Here is a 15,846-nt window from a genome sequence, read left to right on the forward strand (position 1 = left end):
AGCCGACAGGCGCGGTTTTTCACGCCGCGCCTACCGTTACCTCTGAACGCTCAGGCGAATCAAGGCGTGACGTCGGTCTTGAACCACTTGGCGGAGAGTTTCTTGACGGTGCCATCGGCAAGCGCGGCGCTGATCGCGGTATCGAACTTCGCTTTCAGGTCGGCGTCCTGCTTACGGAACGCGAGACCTTCACCCGGACCCCAGATCGGGCCGCCGATCTTCGGGCCGGCCATGATGATCGACGCAGTCTCTTTCTTGTCGACGTTGGCGGCGTAGTAGGTCACGTCGTCGAACGAGGCGTCGATGCGGCCGTTGGCCAGATCGAGGTCGCGCTCAGGCGAGGTTTTGTAGACGCGGATCGTGGCGACGTCCTTGAAGCCGTCGTTGATGAACTTGGTGTAGACCGTGCCCGACTGAATGCCGATGGTCTTGCCCTTCAGTTGCTTGCGCAAAGCGTCGACGGTGGGTTGATCGGTCTTCGGATCGCCCGACAGCTTGACGACGGCTGCGGTCGGTGCGGCCTTGGGCAGCACTTTCGCGTCAGTCACGGCGAACGTGGCCGGCGTGGCGGCGTACGGCTTCGAGAAGGCGATGATTTTTTCGCGTTCCGGCGTGATCGAGATCGCGTCCATCAGGACGTCGAACTTGCCGGCCTGCAGACCGGGGATCATGCCGTCCCAGTCTTGCGCCACGAGGTTGCACTGGAGCTTGATGCGCTCGCACAGATTGGCGACCAGCTCAGGTTCGAAGCCGCCCAGCTTGCCGCCCGGCAAGGTCAGGTTCCATGGGGCATAACCGCCTTCCAGCGCGATCGTCACCGTCTTCCAGTCTTTGGCCTGCACCGGTGCAGCGAAAATCGTCGCGGCGCCGAGTACGGCGCCCATCAATGCTTTTGCTAACGTCGTGCGCTTCACTTTCACGTCGAAACTCCTTTGATTGAGGAAACCGCCAAGCTGGGTTTTTAACTGCCGTCTAATTTGTATAGACAAGCTTGCATGAGTCAAAAAGCCATCGCAAGAGGATTTTTTCGAAATCGCCGAAATCATCGGGTAAGCCCCTATGCGCGACCGTGTAATAAGGCTTTTAAGGGAGTTTTGAAAGGGCAAAGACGGTGCGCCGGTCACCGCCGGCTGCGCCAGCGTGGTGCGTTTTGTCTAGACAGGTTGGTGTGAGAAGAGCGAACGCGCTTCGAGTTGGCGCGCAGCGCGCCCTACCAGATGAACGGCACGAAGCGATAACGCACGCGCGTGGTGTAGGCGGTGTAGCCCTCGAGTTGCGCTGCCAGCACGCGCTCCTCGCGCACCGCGCGCCAGCCAATGCCGATCACCAGCAACGGCACGCAGGCAAGCCCCCACCACGAGCCGAGCAGCAAGGGAGTGCCGATGAACAACAGCAGCGCGGCCGAGTACATCGGATGACGGACTAAGGCGTAGGGGCCGGTGTCGATGACTTTATGACCGCGGCTTGCCTGGATCTTCACGACGGGCGCGGCATAGCTATTCGCCCGGAACACGATCAGGCACATGAAAATGCAGACGAAGATACTGAGCGAGCCGAAACTCACCAGCCATACCGGCAGCGGCGCCGACCAGCGGTAGCGCATTGCATCGAGCGCCATCAGGACGAGCCAGGCGCTCCACATCACCGCCACGGCCACCATAAAGAAACTGTCCCAGCGACTTTGTTGCGCCTGAACGATCGGCGCGAGACGCTCGGCAAGCAGACCGGGATCGTGGCGCGCCAGCCAGAAACCGACCCACAAACTCAGCCCGCCGGTCTCGATCAGATACCACCAGCCGGCAGGCCACGCGAGCGTACCCGCGGCGCCGAACAGCAGCGCGCCCATGCATACCAGCCAGGCTGCTGTTTGCAGGACAAGGCGCGTGATCATGGCTGGTTCGTGCCCGCTGGTGGTTGTTGAAGTTCGCTATACGCGGCTGTCTCAGACGGAGGCCGTCGCGGGTGAGCGCACGCGCCCGAAAACGTCTGCCATGTCGATGTCGCCCGTGTTCAGACCGAATTGATCGCGAAGGCAGGTTGCGAGTTCGTCCGCGCTTTTTAGCTGCCGCTCGCTGATGATCTGGCCGTCCGCGGCGCGTTCGTTCAGTTGGTCGTTGCGCAAGGTCAGCCGCGACTCTGCCAGGACCCGGCAAACGATCAGATGATTCAGGAAGATCGAATCCGGTGCGGTCGAGGTGTACCAGTTCGAGGTCTCGTAATCGATCCACTCGACCGGGTGCAGGTCGAAACGGTAGACACGGGCCCACGTGTCATCGCGGGATTGGACGTCGAGGTAGAGCGCGTCGTTCGATGCATCGGCGAGGCGGAACGTGCCGAGTTGCGTCGGCTGCGCGGTGCCGGCGATCAGGCGCAGCGGTGCCGTCAACGTCATGCTGCCGAAACCGACATCGGCGATCCAGGCTTCGTCTTTGATGTCGACGCGCAACACCATGTGCGTGCGAGGGGGGATCGCTCCGGATTCGCGGCCCCAAAGGACTCGGCCCAGCAGGGGCGTTATGTCGAAGCCTAACTGCGTCAGGACGTTCGCGAAGAGTGCGTTCTGCTCGAAGCAATAGCCGCCACGTTTTTGCGCGATCAGCTTTTGTTCGACTGATTCGAGATCCAGTTTTACCGCACGGTGTGTGAGCGGATTCAGGTTCTCGAAGGGGATCGCTCTGGGATGCAGCTTGTGGAGTTCCTGGAGCACTTCCAGCGTCGCCGCGCGAGGTCCTTTGTAGCCGATGCGGGTGAAATAGTTTTCCAGATTCACTGTGTGTGACATCGGTGTCGTCCCGGTATGGTTTTGGGCGCCAGGCAGCACTTAAGGCTTTCGCACTGCGGCGCGGCTTCGGAAGATGATCATAGCTTCTTTTGTTCCCTGCCCCGAATCCGGGCTCCGGAACCGGTTCGACATGGCCACAACCATACTAAATCATTACGTTTGTATTCCATTTAATTTACATACAAAGAACCTTTAGCAGCAGTACGTAAAGCTAAAAATTACACGCCAGTAATATTGATACGAATCGTTCTCATTTGTGTTGACGCACCTATTCCGCATGCGTACGATCTCGCCATCTGCCGCATCAGGCGTCGCGAACCGATGCGGCACATCGCAGGCACCTGGTGACGTAGCGCCGCGATAGTCAGATCAGTCGATACAACACAAATAAGGATTTCGATGAAGTTCGCTCAGTCCGTCGAGCCCGCCATTCAGGCGCGTTCGCTTCACGACTCCGCCATGCGCGGCGGCGCCACGCGTCGTTCGCGTTTGCCTTCCTTGCGCCGCGCCGCGCTTTGCGCGGCTTTCGCGTGGGCCTCGTTGACCGCCGGCGCGGCCATGGCGGAAGCCAATCCCGATGCCGCGCCGGAAGCGCCCGAAGCCGACCTGAACATCAAGGCGACGCAGACGAATCAGTGGACCGGGTTCTGGAATCGCCCGACGATGCTCGGCGACATCGGCGGTCTGCGCCCCTGGCTGGGCAAATACGGCGTGACGTTCACGCTCACGGAAACCAGCGAAGTGCTCGCCAATGTCCGCGGCGGTCTCGCGCGCGGCGCGGACTACGATGGCCTGACCACGGCGACCGTGCAGATGGACACGCAAAAGGCGTTCGGTTTGCCGGGCGGCCTGTTCAACGTCAGCGCCTTACAGATCCACGGGGCCAACCTCAGCGCCAACAAGCTCGGCACGCTGAATACGGCCAGCGGCATCGAAGCTCAGGACACGACCCGCCTGTGGGAACTGTGGTACCAGCAGTCGTTCCTGAACAAGCGCATCGACGTGAAGGTCGGTCAGCAAAGTATCGACCAGGAATTCATCACCAGCACGAATTCAGCGCTGTTCGTGAACACGATGTTCGGCTGGCCTGCCCTGCCGTCCTACGACATGCCGTCCGGCGGTCCCGCTTATCCGCTGGCCGACCTCGGCGTGCGCGTGCGCGGACAGATCACGCCTTCGTTAACGGCGCTCGCCGGCGTATTCGACGGCGATCCGCTCGGCAACAACCCGAACAACAAGAGCGGCACCAACTTCAACCTGCACAACGGCACGCTGTTCATCGGCGAGTTGCAGTACGCGATCAACCAGCCGGCCGACGGCGAAATGGTCAGTGCGGGCGGCGGCGGTTTGCCCGGCACCTACAAGCTCGGCGTCTGGTACAACAACGGCAGCTTCGCCGATCAGCGCTTCGACAACACCGGCCTCTCGCTCGCGAACCCGGCGACGACCGGCGTCGCGCAGAATCATCACGGCGACTATAGCTTCTACGCGGTTGCCGACCAGATGATCTGGCGCCCGGATCCGGACTCGCCGCGCAGCCTCAACGTCTTCGCGCGCGTGATGGGCGCGCCCGGCGACCGCAATCTGGTGAGCGTCGCGGCCAACCTCGGCATCGTGCTGAAGGCGCCGTTCGTCGGTCGCGACAACGACAGCGCCGGCATCGCGCTCACCTACATCAAGATCGGCAACCACGCGAATGGTCTTGATCAGGATAACCTGGCATTCAGCGGCGGCCCCTACGGCGTGCGCACCAGCGAAACCACGCTCGAAGCGACCTACCAGTATCAGGTCAACCCGTGGTGGCAACTGCAGGCCGACGCTCAATATACGTTCAATGCCGGCGCCGGCCAGAACCCGAGCGATCCGACGCAGCCGCTGCGCAACACGTTCGTCATCGGCGTGCGGACCAACATTACGTTCTGATGCCGTTCGCCATCACCACACACGCTCAAGACCCATCGAATCCCATGCTTTCGATCATGACCGCAACTACCGCTTTGTGCGCAGGCACCGAGGCTCACTCATGAACAATCCCACGCGCAAGTTTTCGCCGCGCGCCGCGCGCGCCCTGATCGCCGCCGCAGTCAGCACGGCCGCATTCGCGACGGCCGGCCTCGCGCACGCCGAACCGCAAGGTTTCCTCGAAACCGTCAAGCATCACACCACGCTGATCAACACCGTGCCGGGGAACGGCGACCAGAATCCGTACGCGGTGGTGGTCGCTCCGGTGACGGCAGGCACCGTCAAGCAAGGTGACGTCCTGGTCGGCAACTTCAATAACTCGACCAATCTGCAGGGTACCGGCAGCACGATCATCAACTATCACCCGGACACCAAGGAGATGACGGTGTTCGCCACGGTGCCGCGCGATCTGAAGGAATGCCCGGGCGGCATCGGCCTGTCGACCGCGATGACGATGCTCAAGTCGGGCTACGTGATCGTCGGCAGCACGCCGAGCAATGACGGCACCACCGGCACCAAGGGCGCCGGCTGCCTGATCGTGATCGATCCGAACGGCAAGGTTGCATCGGCCATCAGCAGCCCGAATATCAACGATCCGTGGGGCAACATGGCGGTCGTCGATAACGGCACCAGCGCGACGCTGTTCGTCAGCAACGCCGGCTTCGGCGTGGGCGGTGCGAACGGCAATCCGCCGGTGTTCAAGCAGGCCACCGTGCTGCGTCTGGACCTCGACGTGCCGGCCGGCAAGGCTCCCGTCGTCAAGAAGGAAACCGTGGTGGGCAGCGGCTTCGGCGCACAGGCCGATAAGGGCGTGTTCCTCGTCGGCCCGACCGGACTCGCGCTCTCGAACGATCAGAAACTGCTGTACGTGTCCGATGCAATCGGCAACCGCATCACCGAAATCGACGAACCGATGACGCGCGACACCAGCGCAGGCGTGGGCCGCCAACTGACCGCCGACGGTCTGCTGCATCGCCCGCTTGCAATGGTCACCGCGCCGAACGGCCACCTGCTCGTCACGAACGCGCTGAACGGCCAGATCGTCGAAATCGATCCGGCCAGCGGCAAGCAGATCTACGCACGCTGGATCGACACCGACAAGGCGCAATCGCCCCCGGGCAACGGCGACCTGTTCGGTCTCGCGATGACGCCTGAAGGCGACGGTTTCTACTACGTGCAGGACGACGTGAACACCCTGGTGCTCGCGAAGTAGACGCAGCAAAGACGGACGCAGATCCGGCCAACGAGCCGGAACGCAACCCAGGCATTCCCCACGGCCAAATGAAGGTGAAGGAACCATGGCAAACGATCAACCCCCGCGGCCCTCTCGGCGCGGTTTTCTGAGGGCCGGCAGTGCGGCGGTCGCAGCGGGCGCGAGCCTCGGTGCGACCGGCGTCGCCCAGGCCGCGCTCGGCAAGACGCCGGCGCACGGTGCCGATCCGCAGACGGCGGTCGAGCCGTTCTACGGCTTGCATCAAGGCGGCATCGTCACGCCCCAGCAGAGTCACACGTACGTTGCCGCGCTCGATCTGACGACCGAGAAACGCGAAGACGTGATCGCGCTGCTGCGTGCCTGGACCGACGCTGCCGCGCGCCTGACGCAAGGCGCCACAGCCGCACCGCTGCCGACCGGCGCCGCGGCCAAAACAGCACTGGCAGACACAAAGATTGATACGCAGGTCGGCACGAAGTCCGATGCCAAGGCCAACGACACAGCCTACAGCCCGACCAACACCAAAGCCGCGCCCGATTCCGGCGACGTGCTCGGCCTCGGCCCATGCGGCCTGACGATCACGTTCGGTTTCGGCCCGGGTCTGTTCACGAAGGACGGCAAGGACCGCTACGGCCTCGCCTCGCGCCGCCCCGCCGCGCTCGTCGATCTGCCGCGCTTCAACGGCGACCAGCTCATCGCCGAAAAAACCGGCGGCGACCTGTACATCCAGGCCTGCGCGAACGATCAGCAGGTCGCGTTTCACGCGGTCCGGCAATTGGCGCGTCTCGCGTACGGCACCGCAGCGATGCGTTGGGGCCAGGCCGGTTTCCTGTCCGGTCCGCGCGGTCAGACGCCGCGCAATCTGATGGGCTTCAAGGACGGCACCAACAATCCGTCGACCGCAAAACCACAGTTGATGAACGAATTCGTCTGGGCCGGCGCCACCGCCGACGCGCCCTGGATGGAAGGCGGCACCTACACCGTGGTACGGCGCATCCGCATCACGCTCGAACACTGGGACAACACTGAAGTCGACTTCCAGGAGCAGGTGTTCGGCCGTCACAAATATAGCGGCGCGCCGATCGGCAAGAAAAACGAGTTCGACGCCGTGGACCTGAAGGAAGAGGACAAGGACGGCAATCCGGTGATTCCGGAGAACTCGCATGTGCGTCTGTCGAATCAGGCGAGCAACAACGGCGCGCAGATTCTGCGCCGCTCCTATTCGTACAACGACGGCACGAACTTCTACATCGAGCGCTGGCCGCCGTGGCGTCAGGAAACCGAGTACGACGCGGGGCTGATTTTCGTGGCTCACCAGAGCGACCCGCGTACCGGCTTCATTCCGATCAACGACAAGCTCGCGAAGTTCGACATGATGAACCAGTTCACGACGCACGTAGGCAGCGCGGTGTTCGCGGTGCCGCCGGGCGCGAAGCCGGGTTCGTATATCGGCGCGGGATTGTTCGAGACGTAATGCAAGCCACGAAGTAAGTCGCAAAGCAAGCCGCCGGCCGCGAGGCAGGCGGCGCATCAAAGACCAACAACATCACTAACGGATTTTAGGATCATGGCTCATTCCTGGTTTGGCACTCGCCTGCGCCTCGTCAGCAGCGCTGCCGCCCTCACGCTGGCCGCCTTCGCGACCGTACCGTCGACGGCCCACGCTGCGTCGATCACGCTCTACAACGCGCAGCACGAGCAGGTCGTCAATCTGCTCGCCAAGGACTTCGAAAAGCAGTCGGGCATTTCGGTGAAGATCCGCAACGGCGAAGGCCCGGCGATGGCCGCGCAAATCGTCGCGGAAGGTGCAGCGACGCCCGCCGACGTGTATTTCACGGAAAATTCGCCCGAGCTGACGCTGCTCGAAGAGAAAGGCCTCTTGAACAAGGTCGACGGTTCGACCCTCGCTGCCGTGCCGGCGCGTTTCAACTCGCCGACCGGCGCATGGGTCGGCGTGACCGCGCGTGAAAGCGTGCTGGCCTACAACACGACCAAGCTGCAAGCATCGCAACTGCCGCAATCGCTGATCGACCTGGCCAAGCCAGAATGGAAAGGTAAGGTCGGCATTGCACCGAGCGACGCCGACTTCCTGCCGCTCGTGAGCGCCGTACTCGCGCTGAAGGGCGAAGCGCAAACCGTGCAATGGCTGAAGGGCCTGAAAGCCAACGCGCAGATTTTCGACGACGAAGAAGGCGTGGTCGCCGCGGTCAATCGTGGCGGCGTGGCTACCGGTGTGATCAACAACTACTACTGGGACCGTCTGCACGCCGAACTCGGCGACGCGAAAACCCGCAGCGCGGTTCATCACTTCGGCAACGGCGACGTCGGCGCGCTGGTGAACGTGTCGGGCGCGGCAGTGCTGAAGTCCGCGCACAACACGGACGGCGCGCAGAAGTTTCTCGCCTATCTGGTCGGCGAACGCGCGCAAAAGTTGATGGCGAACAGCCACGTCATGTTCGAATATCCGCTGCACGCAGGTGTCGCGCCGGACCCGATCCTCAAGCCCTTCGCTGAACTGAATCCACCGGCGCTGACGATCCAGCAACTCGGCGACGACAGCCAGGCAGGCAAGTTGCTGCGCCAGGCAGGCTTACTGTAAATGAGCGATGCCGTGTCAGCCGGGCCTCCGGTTGTAACCCCCGCCCCGGCGCGCGCCCATTCGCGCGCGCCGCGCGGTTTGTTCGCGGCAGCAGCACTCAGCGCTTTGCTGGTGTTGCTGCCGATTGCGTTTACCTTCTGGCGCGCCGCGAGCTTCGGTATCGGCGAGGCGGTCGATCTGATCTTCCGGCCACTCGTCGGCGAACTGCTGGTCAACACGCTGCTGATCACCGTATCGACCACGCTCGTCTGCGCTGCCGTCGGCACGGCGGCCGCCTGGTTTGTCGAACGCACGCATTTGCCGGGGCGGCGCATCTGGGCCGTGCTCGCTGCCGCGCCACTTGCGATGCCGGCCTTCATCTCGAGCTATGCCTGGGTGTCGCTGAGCCTGGATTTGCAAGACTTCAACGGCGCATTGCTGGTGCTGAGCTCCGCGTATTTCCCGCTCGTTTATCTTCCGGTGGCCGCGGCGTTGCGCAGCATGGACCCGGCGCTCGAAGAAAGCGCGCGCGCGCTCGGCTGCAACCGCTGGACCACGTTCATTCGCGTCGTGCTGCCGCAACTGCGCCCTGCGCTGCTCGGCGGCATGCTGCTGGTGGCACTCGGCGTGCTGTCTGAATTTGGCGCGTTTACGCTGCTGCGCTTTCGCACCTTCACCACGCAAATCTACGCGGAATACCGCACCAGTTTCGACGGCGGTGGTGCTTCGCTGCTCGCGTGCCTGCTGATCGTGATCTGCCTCGTCGTGCTGGCCTTCGAGTTTCGGGTACGCGGCGCGGCGCGTTATGAACGCGTCGATCGCGGCACACGTCGCGCGGTGTTGCGCTACGACCTCGGCGCGTGGCGTTGGGTCGTCGTCGCCGGTTTTGCCGCGCTTGCGATCGCAACGCTCGGTGTGCCGCTCGGCATGATCGGCTTCTGGCTTACGCAACCGGGCGCGGCCGCCGTCACCCCGGCTGACGTGTCGCCCGAACTGCTGTTCAACGCGACGATCTCGTCGCTCGGTTTCGGGCTCGCCGCCGCATTGCTGACCACGCTACTGGTGGTGCCGCTCGCGTTCCTGCTGGTGCGCTATCCGACGCGTTTCGCGACGCTGTTCGAACGCACCGTGTTTCTGGCACAAGGCATACCCGGGCTGGTGATCGCGCTGGCCATCGTGTCGCTCGCGGTGCATGCACTGCAACCGCTTTATCAAAGCGCGACGCTGCTGGTGATCGCTTACGCGATGCTGTTCATGCCGGTGGCACTGGTGAGCGTGCGCGCCGCCTTCATGCAGGCGCAGCCACGTCTTGAAGAGACTGCGCGCGCACTCGGCCTGACCTGGTCGCAGACCCTGTTCCGCGTGGTGTTGCCGCTCGCGGGCCCTGGACTCGGCGCGGCCGCGGCGATGGTGTTCATTTCGGTCGTCACCGAGCTGAATGCGACGCTGCTGCTCTCTCCCATCGACACGCAAACACTCGCGACCCAGGTCTGGGCCGACACGTCGACAATGGCGTTCGCCGCCGCCGCGCCCTATGCGGCGTTGCTCACCGGCATTTCGCTGTTCGCCTCCGGCCTCCTGTTCGCATTGCTCGGCAAATCGGCATTACTCGGCGAGCGCAGCTGAACGTCGCGCGCCCTCGCCCGCTTTTTCCATCGGATTTTCATGAGCGAACTTCGTATCCGCGGCCTGCAAAAATCGTTCGACGGCCATCCGGTGCTGCACGGCATCGATCTCTCCGTCGAACGCGGCACGCTGCTCGCGCTGCTCGGACCGTCCGGCAGCGGCAAGACCACCTTGCTGCGGCTGTTGTGCGGCTTCGAACGCGCGGATCGTGGCAGCGTCGAAATCGACGGCCGCCTCGTTGCTGGCGACAACCTGCATGTGCCTTCCGAGCAGCGCCACATCGGCTATGTGCCGCAGGAAGGTGCGCTGTTTCCGCATCTGTCCGTGGCGGACAACATCGTGTTCGGCTTGCCGCGGACGCAGCGGCGCGCACGTCATCGGGTGGCTGAATTGCTGGAGCTGGTCGGCTTGCCCGCGAACTTCGGCGCTCGCGCGCCGCAGCAGTTATCGGGCGGTCAGCAGCAGCGTGTGGCGTTGGCTCGCGCGCTCGCGCCGTCGCCGACGCTGGTGATGCTCGACGAACCTTTCTCCTCGCTCGACGCCGCCTTGCGGCTCGAAACGCGGCAAGCGGTGGCAAGCGCCCTGGCCGCGACGGGCGCAACGGCGGTCCTTGTCACGCACGATCAATCGGAAGCGCTGTCGCTCGGTCACGAGGTTGCGGTGCTGTGGAACGGCCGGCTGATCCAGACCGCCACGCCGGAGACGCTGTACCGCCGGCCGGTGACGCGTGAACTCGCGTCGTTCGTCGGTGAAGCGGTGTTGTTGCCGGGCGTCGTCAAGCACGATCGCGTCGACTGCGAGCTCGGCGACTTGGCGCTGTGCGAGCCGATGGGCAATGGCGCAGTCGATGTGATGGTGCGGCCTGAACAGATCCGTCTGCTGCGTGCTGAAGAAACGATGCCGAATGGCGTGGCGTCCTATGACGCCGTCGTGCAGGAGGTGATCTTTCAGGGGCAGGACGCGGGCGTCGCGCTGCAATTGCAGTCCGGCGCGCGGACCGTGGTGCGCGCTCGCGTGCCGGGTTATCTGTCGCCGCGGCCGGGCGAACACGTGCGGCTTGCGGTGGATGGTGAAGTGACGGCTTATCCGCGTAGTTGAGCGGCGCGGTTAAGCCCCGCGCGTTTGCGGGCGCAGCGACAAATCCTGCACCATCTGCGCGGCCAGATAATCGCACGTGGGCCGGTCCGATTTGGCGCTACGCGCCACCACGATTTCCAGCGGCGCGATCTTCGGCAAGCCTTGCGCTTCGCCGAGAATCGCCAGCCGCGGCGGCACGCTGCATCGCGTGAGTGCGATCACCGACAGCCCCGCGTCCACCGTCGCCACTAAACCCATCAGACTGGCGCTGCTAAACGCCGCCCGATAGCGGATATGCGCGCCGTCCAGCGCAGCCAGCGTGTGCTGGCGCGCGACACAACCCGGCTCGTAAAGCCCAACTGGCAAAGGCGACGCCGCCAGCACCGGCGTATCCACCGACGCCCCTACCCACACCATCGGCTCGCTGCGCACGAACTCGCCGCGCAATTTTCGGTCACGCGTAACGAAGGCGAGATCGATCTTGTTGTCCGCCAGCATCGGCGCGAGCGACGTGCTCTGCGCGCAGACGATCTCGATCTCCACGTGCGGATACAGATTCGAAAAACGCCGCAATACCGGCGACAGCAGCGACGACACGTAGTCGTCCGGTGCGCCCAGCACCACGCGCCCGGTCACCTCGGGCCGCACGATCGCCGACCACGCCTCCTCATGCAACGCCAGCACGCGCCGCGCGTATTCGAGCAGCGTATTGCCGGGCCGCGTGAGCGAGAGATTGCGCGTATTGCGGGCGAACAGCGTGGTGCCGAGCATGGTTTCGAGCCGCTTGATCTGCATGCTGACTGCCGCCTGCGAGCGATGCACGGTCGTCGAAGCCTTCGTGAAGCTGCCCGTTTCCACCACCGCGACGAAGGTGCGCAGCAAATCGACGTCGAATTCGGGGTGCATGATTTATCAATCCAGCTTATGGAATTACTCAATTTAATTCGTTTGTCCATGCCGCGCAAGCCGCGCGATACTCGTGACTCCACCTTATGTGACCCACTTCCGGAGCCGCTTCGCATGTCCCTCACCCAACGTCAACAAGGCGCCATTACGCTGGCCAGCGGCGGGCTTCTGATGGGCACGCTCGGCATCTTCGTCGAGGAAGCGCGGCTCGGCGCGCTGACGCTGGTGTTCTTTCGCTGCCTGTTCGGCTTCCTCTCGCTCGCGGCGTATTGCGCGTGGAAAGGTTTCTTCACACGCGCGCATTTCACGCGGCGCACCGTCGCGCTCGCGCTGATCTCCGGCGTGTTGATGGTCACGCAGTGGGTCGGTTTCTTCGACGCAATCCATCGCACCAGCATTGCGGTGGCGACCGTGGTGTTTCATGTGCAGCCGTTCTGGGTCGTGCTGATGGGCGCGGCGCTGTTCAACGAGCGCCTCGGCGCCGACCGGCTCGGCTGGATCGCAACCGCGTTCGTCGGGCTAGTTTTGGCTTCGGGCGTCGCGGCCACCGTGAATCTGCAGGGACATACAAGCTATCTGATCGGTATCGGAGAAGCATTGGCAGGTTCGGTGCTGTATGCGAGCGTCACGCTGATCGCCAAGGGACTCGGCAGTCTGCGACCGCATCTGCTGACGCTCGCGCAATGCGCGGTCGGCGTGGTGTGCCTGCCCTTCATTGCGCCGCTTACCGCCGTGCATATCGGGCCGATGCAGTGGTTCTGGCTGGTCGGCATGGGCGTGCTGCATACGGGGTTGTCATACGTGCTGATCTACGGCGCGCTACCGAAACTGACCACGCCGATCATCGCCGTGCTGCTATTCGTCTATCCGCTGACGGCGATCGTGGTCGATGCGGTTGTGTACGGGCGAGCGCTGTCGCTGCCGCAACTCGCGGGTATGGCATTGATCGTCATCGCAAGTCTGGGCGTGAATCTCGGCTGGCCGCTACTTTCGATGTTGCGCCCCGGCGCCCGCGCACGGCGTCACGCCGATTGAGCTTTGAGCAGTAGGGCCGGCGGCGCCGGACGGGTTGCACGCCGGTCGCGCGCCGCTTACCGTCACCGGGTGACAGTTCGCGTTCGGGGCATCGGCTTTCATTTCGCCGAAAAAAATCCCTGCAAAAACCCCGCATTTTCCATTCATTTCGCACAATCGAGAATCGTTCTCGTTTATACTTTCCAGATATTACAAGCCGGGCACTGATCCGGCTTCTGCTGCACTTCCCATCCCCACATCGACATGCCATTCCGAGGCAGCCGATGTCACGCCAGCGCATCTTGCGTTGACGCACGGCGCCCCGGCCGTTTCGACTTTCGAATTCATTCAACAGCAACAGGGGAAATCACCACTTCGTCTCGCCTGACTGACCACACGCCCTTTGCCTGGCCGTGCGCGCCTGCTTGCGCCTTCTTTGCGCACGTCTGGCGCTTTTGTATTGGCGCTTCCGCTGAACGCTGCACGTCAAAACCAAAAACACTACCCATCCATACTCGAAGAACGTCGCCATGAACGTCAAAAAGAATACTTACCGCGCGCTACTGCTCGCCACTTCTCTTGCCAGCGCCAAACCTTTGCTGGCGCAGGAAGCTACGCCCGCTGCCGGCGCGGCCGACAGCACGCTGCCCGCCATCGCCGTCAAGGCCGCGGCCGACCGCTCGTACGACTCGAACACTTCGAACACCGCGACCAAGATGAACATGTCGCTGATGGACGTGCCGCAGACGGTCAACGTCGTGCCGCGCGCGCTGCTCGACGAACAGAACGCGACCTCGCTGCAGGACGCGTTGCGCAACGTGCCGGGCATCGGTTTCTCGGTCGGCGATGGTCAGCGCGACCAGATCACCCTGCGCGGCTTCAACAACATCACCGATCAATACGTCGACGGCATTCGCGACGATGCGCTCTACTATCGCGATCTGTCGAACGTCGAACGTGTCGACGTGCTGAAGGGGCCGGCGGCCGTGCTCTATGGACGCGGCTCGGCCGGCGGCCTGATCAACCGCGTACTGAAGAAGCCGACGGCCAATCCACAGCAAGCTGTGGGTGTGACGCTAGGCACCGAAGGCGAACGGCGCGGCGAATTCGATCTCGGCTGGAATGCGAACGACGCCGCGCGTTTTCGCATCACCGGCGCCGCCGAAAACTCGAACAGCTTTCGCGACCAGTTCCAGTTGAATCGCCAGGCCGTGGCGCCGTCCGCGCAATTCCGCATCGACAAGGACACCGTCCTCAATATCGAAGCCGATTATCTGCACGACCGCCGCACCTCGGATCAGGGTCTGCCCGCCTATCTCGGCCGCCCGGTCAACGTGCCGATCAACACGTACTACGGTTCGGCCGACGCCGCGAACACGTCCTATAACGATGTCGATGCGAAGAGCGCGACTGTATCGCTCGATCACCGCTTCAACGATTCGCTGTCGTTGCACACTGCCGTGCGCGCGTACGACTTCTCGCTCGAACGCAAAAACTACGTCACGTATGAGCCGATCAAGACGGCGCCGAATCCGGTCGTCACGCTCGATCAAAGCACCCGCTTTCGCCAGGATCACGGCGTGGACGGCCTCTTCGAATTGACGCAGAAAACGACGCTGTTCGGGATGAAGCACGAGCTGCTGTACGGCGTCGAGCTGTCGCAACAGCAGAAATTCGACACCCTCTACTCGACCACCAAGGTCGCAACGTACAACCTGTACGATCCGCAACTCATCGATTTGCCGGGTGTGAAGCCGGGCACGGCGGCGAAGACGAATGCATCGACCGTGCTGGGACTCGCCGGCGTCTACACGCAGGACCTGATCTCACTGACCGAGCACTGGAAGATTCTTGCCGGCCTGCGCTTCGACTATCTGACGCAGACCCGCAACGACTACACTTCGGCGCACGTGAATCTGGACCGCACGGATCGCGCGTGGAGTCCGCGTGTCGGTCTGATTTACGAACCGCTCGACTGGGTGTCGCTGTACGCGTCGTATAGCCAGTCGTTCTCGCCGCTCGCCGATACGCTGATCAGCAGCGGCGCATTCGCCAACGGTTCGGCGCTGGCGCCGCAAAAGACCACCAGCTTCGAAATCGGCTCGAAGTTCGACCTGGGCCGCGCGAGCTCGAGCGTCGCGCTGTTCGACATGAAGCAGACCAATCAGCAGATCGCCGATCCGTCCAACCCGACTTACGCGCTGCCGATCGGTACGCAGCACGTGCGCGGGCTGGAACTATCCACCACGGGAGAAATCGCGCCGAAGTGGTCCGTGTATGCGGGGTATGCGTACCTGAACGGAAACGTCGACGGCTCGCCGCAAGCGAGTTCAGCCGGGCTGGTGCTGCACAACAACACGCCGGGACTGATGCCGCGTCATAGCGCGAGCGTGTGGATCAAGCGCGATCTGAAGTACGGGTTCTACGCGGCTGGCGGTGCGCAGTTCCAGTCGGCGCGCTATACCTCGGCGAGCGATGCGGTCACCTTGCCTTCTTTCGTGACGTTCGATCTCGGCGCGGGGTATCACGGCAAGAACGTGGACGTGGCATTGACGCTGGATAATCTGTTCGACCGCAAGTACTTCATCGCGGCGCACGGCAACGCGGATATGTACAACATGCCGGGCGCGCCGCGCACGCTGACGGTGTCGGCAAGGTGGCGTATGTGAGGGGTGTAACGCGTGACAT

General features: G+C 63.2%; 12 protein-coding genes. 8 read left to right on the plus strand and 4 right to left on the minus strand.

Annotated features, from left to right (window positions below; genetic code table 11):
• Positions 1-59: 59 nt before the first annotated feature.
• From M0D67_RS32250 to M0D67_RS32260, 3 genes are all read right to left on the minus strand, one after another.
• Positions 60-920: a transporter substrate-binding domain-containing protein gene (locus M0D67_RS32250; protein WP_168436033.1), complete on the minus strand. Its 861-nt coding sequence runs from the start codon at positions 918-920 to the stop codon at positions 60-62.
• Between the two features lie 290 nt (positions 921-1,210).
• Positions 1,211-1,891: an isoprenylcysteine carboxylmethyltransferase family protein gene (locus M0D67_RS32255; protein WP_266241010.1), complete on the minus strand. Its 681-nt coding sequence runs from the start codon at positions 1,889-1,891 to the stop codon at positions 1,211-1,213.
• Positions 1,892-1,942: 51 nt separating this feature from the next.
• Positions 1,943-2,782 carry an arylamine N-acetyltransferase gene (locus M0D67_RS32260; RefSeq protein WP_266241011.1) on the minus strand — a complete coding sequence of 280 codons (840 nt, stop codon included), beginning with the start codon at positions 2,780-2,782 and terminating at the stop codon, positions 1,943-1,945.
• A gap of 399 nt (positions 2,783-3,181) precedes the next feature.
• Between M0D67_RS32260 and M0D67_RS32265 the strand changes: the two genes are divergently transcribed.
• The 6 genes from M0D67_RS32265 to M0D67_RS32290 all read left to right on the plus strand — a co-directional run bounded on the left by M0D67_RS32265 (position 3,182) and on the right by M0D67_RS32290 (position 11,259).
• Positions 3,182-4,705: a carbohydrate porin gene (locus M0D67_RS32265; RefSeq protein WP_266241012.1), complete on the plus strand. Its 1,524-nt coding sequence runs from the start codon at positions 3,182-3,184 to the stop codon at positions 4,703-4,705.
• A gap of 100 nt (positions 4,706-4,805) precedes the next feature.
• Entirely contained in the window at positions 4,806-5,957 is a 1,152-nt protein-coding gene (locus tag M0D67_RS32270) for a hypothetical protein (RefSeq protein WP_266241013.1), read from the plus strand.
• Positions 5,958-6,042: 85 nt separating this feature from the next.
• Positions 6,043-7,431 (plus strand): Dyp-type peroxidase, encoded by a 1,389-nt coding sequence (locus tag M0D67_RS32275; RefSeq protein ID WP_266241014.1) that lies wholly within the window; start codon positions 6,043-6,045, stop codon positions 7,429-7,431.
• A 93-nt stretch (positions 7,432-7,524) separates the two neighbouring features.
• A complete protein-coding gene (locus M0D67_RS32280) occupies positions 7,525-8,556 on the plus strand; it encodes an iron ABC transporter substrate-binding protein (RefSeq protein ID WP_266241015.1) in 1,032 nt (343 codons plus the stop codon).
• Complete coding sequence (locus M0D67_RS32285) at positions 8,557-10,161, plus strand: iron ABC transporter permease (RefSeq protein WP_266241016.1); 1,605 nt, start codon at positions 8,557-8,559, stop codon at positions 10,159-10,161.
• A 39-nt stretch (positions 10,162-10,200) separates the two neighbouring features.
• Positions 10,201-11,259, plus strand: coding sequence for an ABC transporter ATP-binding protein (locus M0D67_RS32290; protein ID WP_154565774.1), 1,059 nt, complete (start codon positions 10,201-10,203; stop codon positions 11,257-11,259).
• 9 nt (positions 11,260-11,268) lie between these two features.
• On the opposite strand, the gene M0D67_RS32295 is transcribed toward M0D67_RS32290, so the two are convergent.
• Positions 11,269-12,144, minus strand: a complete 876-nt coding sequence (locus M0D67_RS32295) for a LysR family transcriptional regulator (protein WP_154565775.1) — start codon at positions 12,142-12,144, stop codon at positions 11,269-11,271.
• A 114-nt stretch (positions 12,145-12,258) separates the two neighbouring features.
• On the opposite strand from M0D67_RS32295, the gene M0D67_RS32300 reads away from it, so the two are divergent.
• Positions 12,259-13,179, plus strand: coding sequence for a DMT family transporter (locus M0D67_RS32300; protein ID WP_266241017.1), 921 nt, complete (start codon positions 12,259-12,261; stop codon positions 13,177-13,179).
• A gap of 509 nt (positions 13,180-13,688) precedes the next feature.
• A complete protein-coding gene (locus M0D67_RS32305; protein WP_266241018.1) occupies positions 13,689-15,827 on the plus strand; it encodes a TonB-dependent siderophore receptor in 2,139 nt (712 codons plus the stop codon).
• The last annotated feature ends 19 nt before the right edge of the window (positions 15,828-15,846 follow it).

Origin of the sequence: Paraburkholderia sp. SECH4 (assembly GCF_030511745.1) — a bacterium.
In the GTDB taxonomy this organism is placed as follows: domain Bacteria; phylum Pseudomonadota; class Gammaproteobacteria; order Burkholderiales; family Burkholderiaceae; genus Paraburkholderia; species Paraburkholderia madseniana.

What these genes read in the sequence shown, in the direction of transcription:
- M0D67_RS32280 (WP_266241015.1), top strand. Translation starts at nt 7,525, where the DNA reads ATGGCTCATTCCTGGTTTGGCACTCGCCTGCGCCTCGTCAGCAGCGCT.
- M0D67_RS32305 (WP_266241018.1), top strand. Translation starts at nt 13,689, where the DNA reads ATGAACGTCAAAAAGAATACTTACCGCGCGCTACTGCTCGCCACTTCT.
- M0D67_RS32275 (WP_266241014.1), top strand. Translation starts at nt 6,043, where the DNA reads ATGGCAAACGATCAACCCCCGCGGCCCTCTCGGCGCGGTTTTCTGAGG.
- M0D67_RS32260 (WP_266241011.1), bottom strand. Translation starts at nt 2,782, where the DNA reads ATGTCACACACAGTGAATCTGGAAAACTATTTCACCCGCATCGGCTAC.
- M0D67_RS32300 (WP_266241017.1), top strand. Translation starts at nt 12,259, where the DNA reads ATGTCCCTCACCCAACGTCAACAAGGCGCCATTACGCTGGCCAGCGGC.
- M0D67_RS32285 (WP_266241016.1), top strand. Translation starts at nt 8,557, where the DNA reads ATGAGCGATGCCGTGTCAGCCGGGCCTCCGGTTGTAACCCCCGCCCCG.
- M0D67_RS32270 (WP_266241013.1), top strand. Translation starts at nt 4,806, where the DNA reads ATGAACAATCCCACGCGCAAGTTTTCGCCGCGCGCCGCGCGCGCCCTG.
- M0D67_RS32265 (WP_266241012.1), top strand. Translation starts at nt 3,182, where the DNA reads ATGAAGTTCGCTCAGTCCGTCGAGCCCGCCATTCAGGCGCGTTCGCTT.
- M0D67_RS32255 (WP_266241010.1), bottom strand. Translation starts at nt 1,891, where the DNA reads ATGATCACGCGCCTTGTCCTGCAAACAGCAGCCTGGCTGGTATGCATG.
- M0D67_RS32295 (WP_154565775.1), bottom strand. Translation starts at nt 12,144, where the DNA reads ATGCACCCCGAATTCGACGTCGATTTGCTGCGCACCTTCGTCGCGGTG.
- M0D67_RS32290 (WP_154565774.1), top strand. Translation starts at nt 10,201, where the DNA reads ATGAGCGAACTTCGTATCCGCGGCCTGCAAAAATCGTTCGACGGCCAT.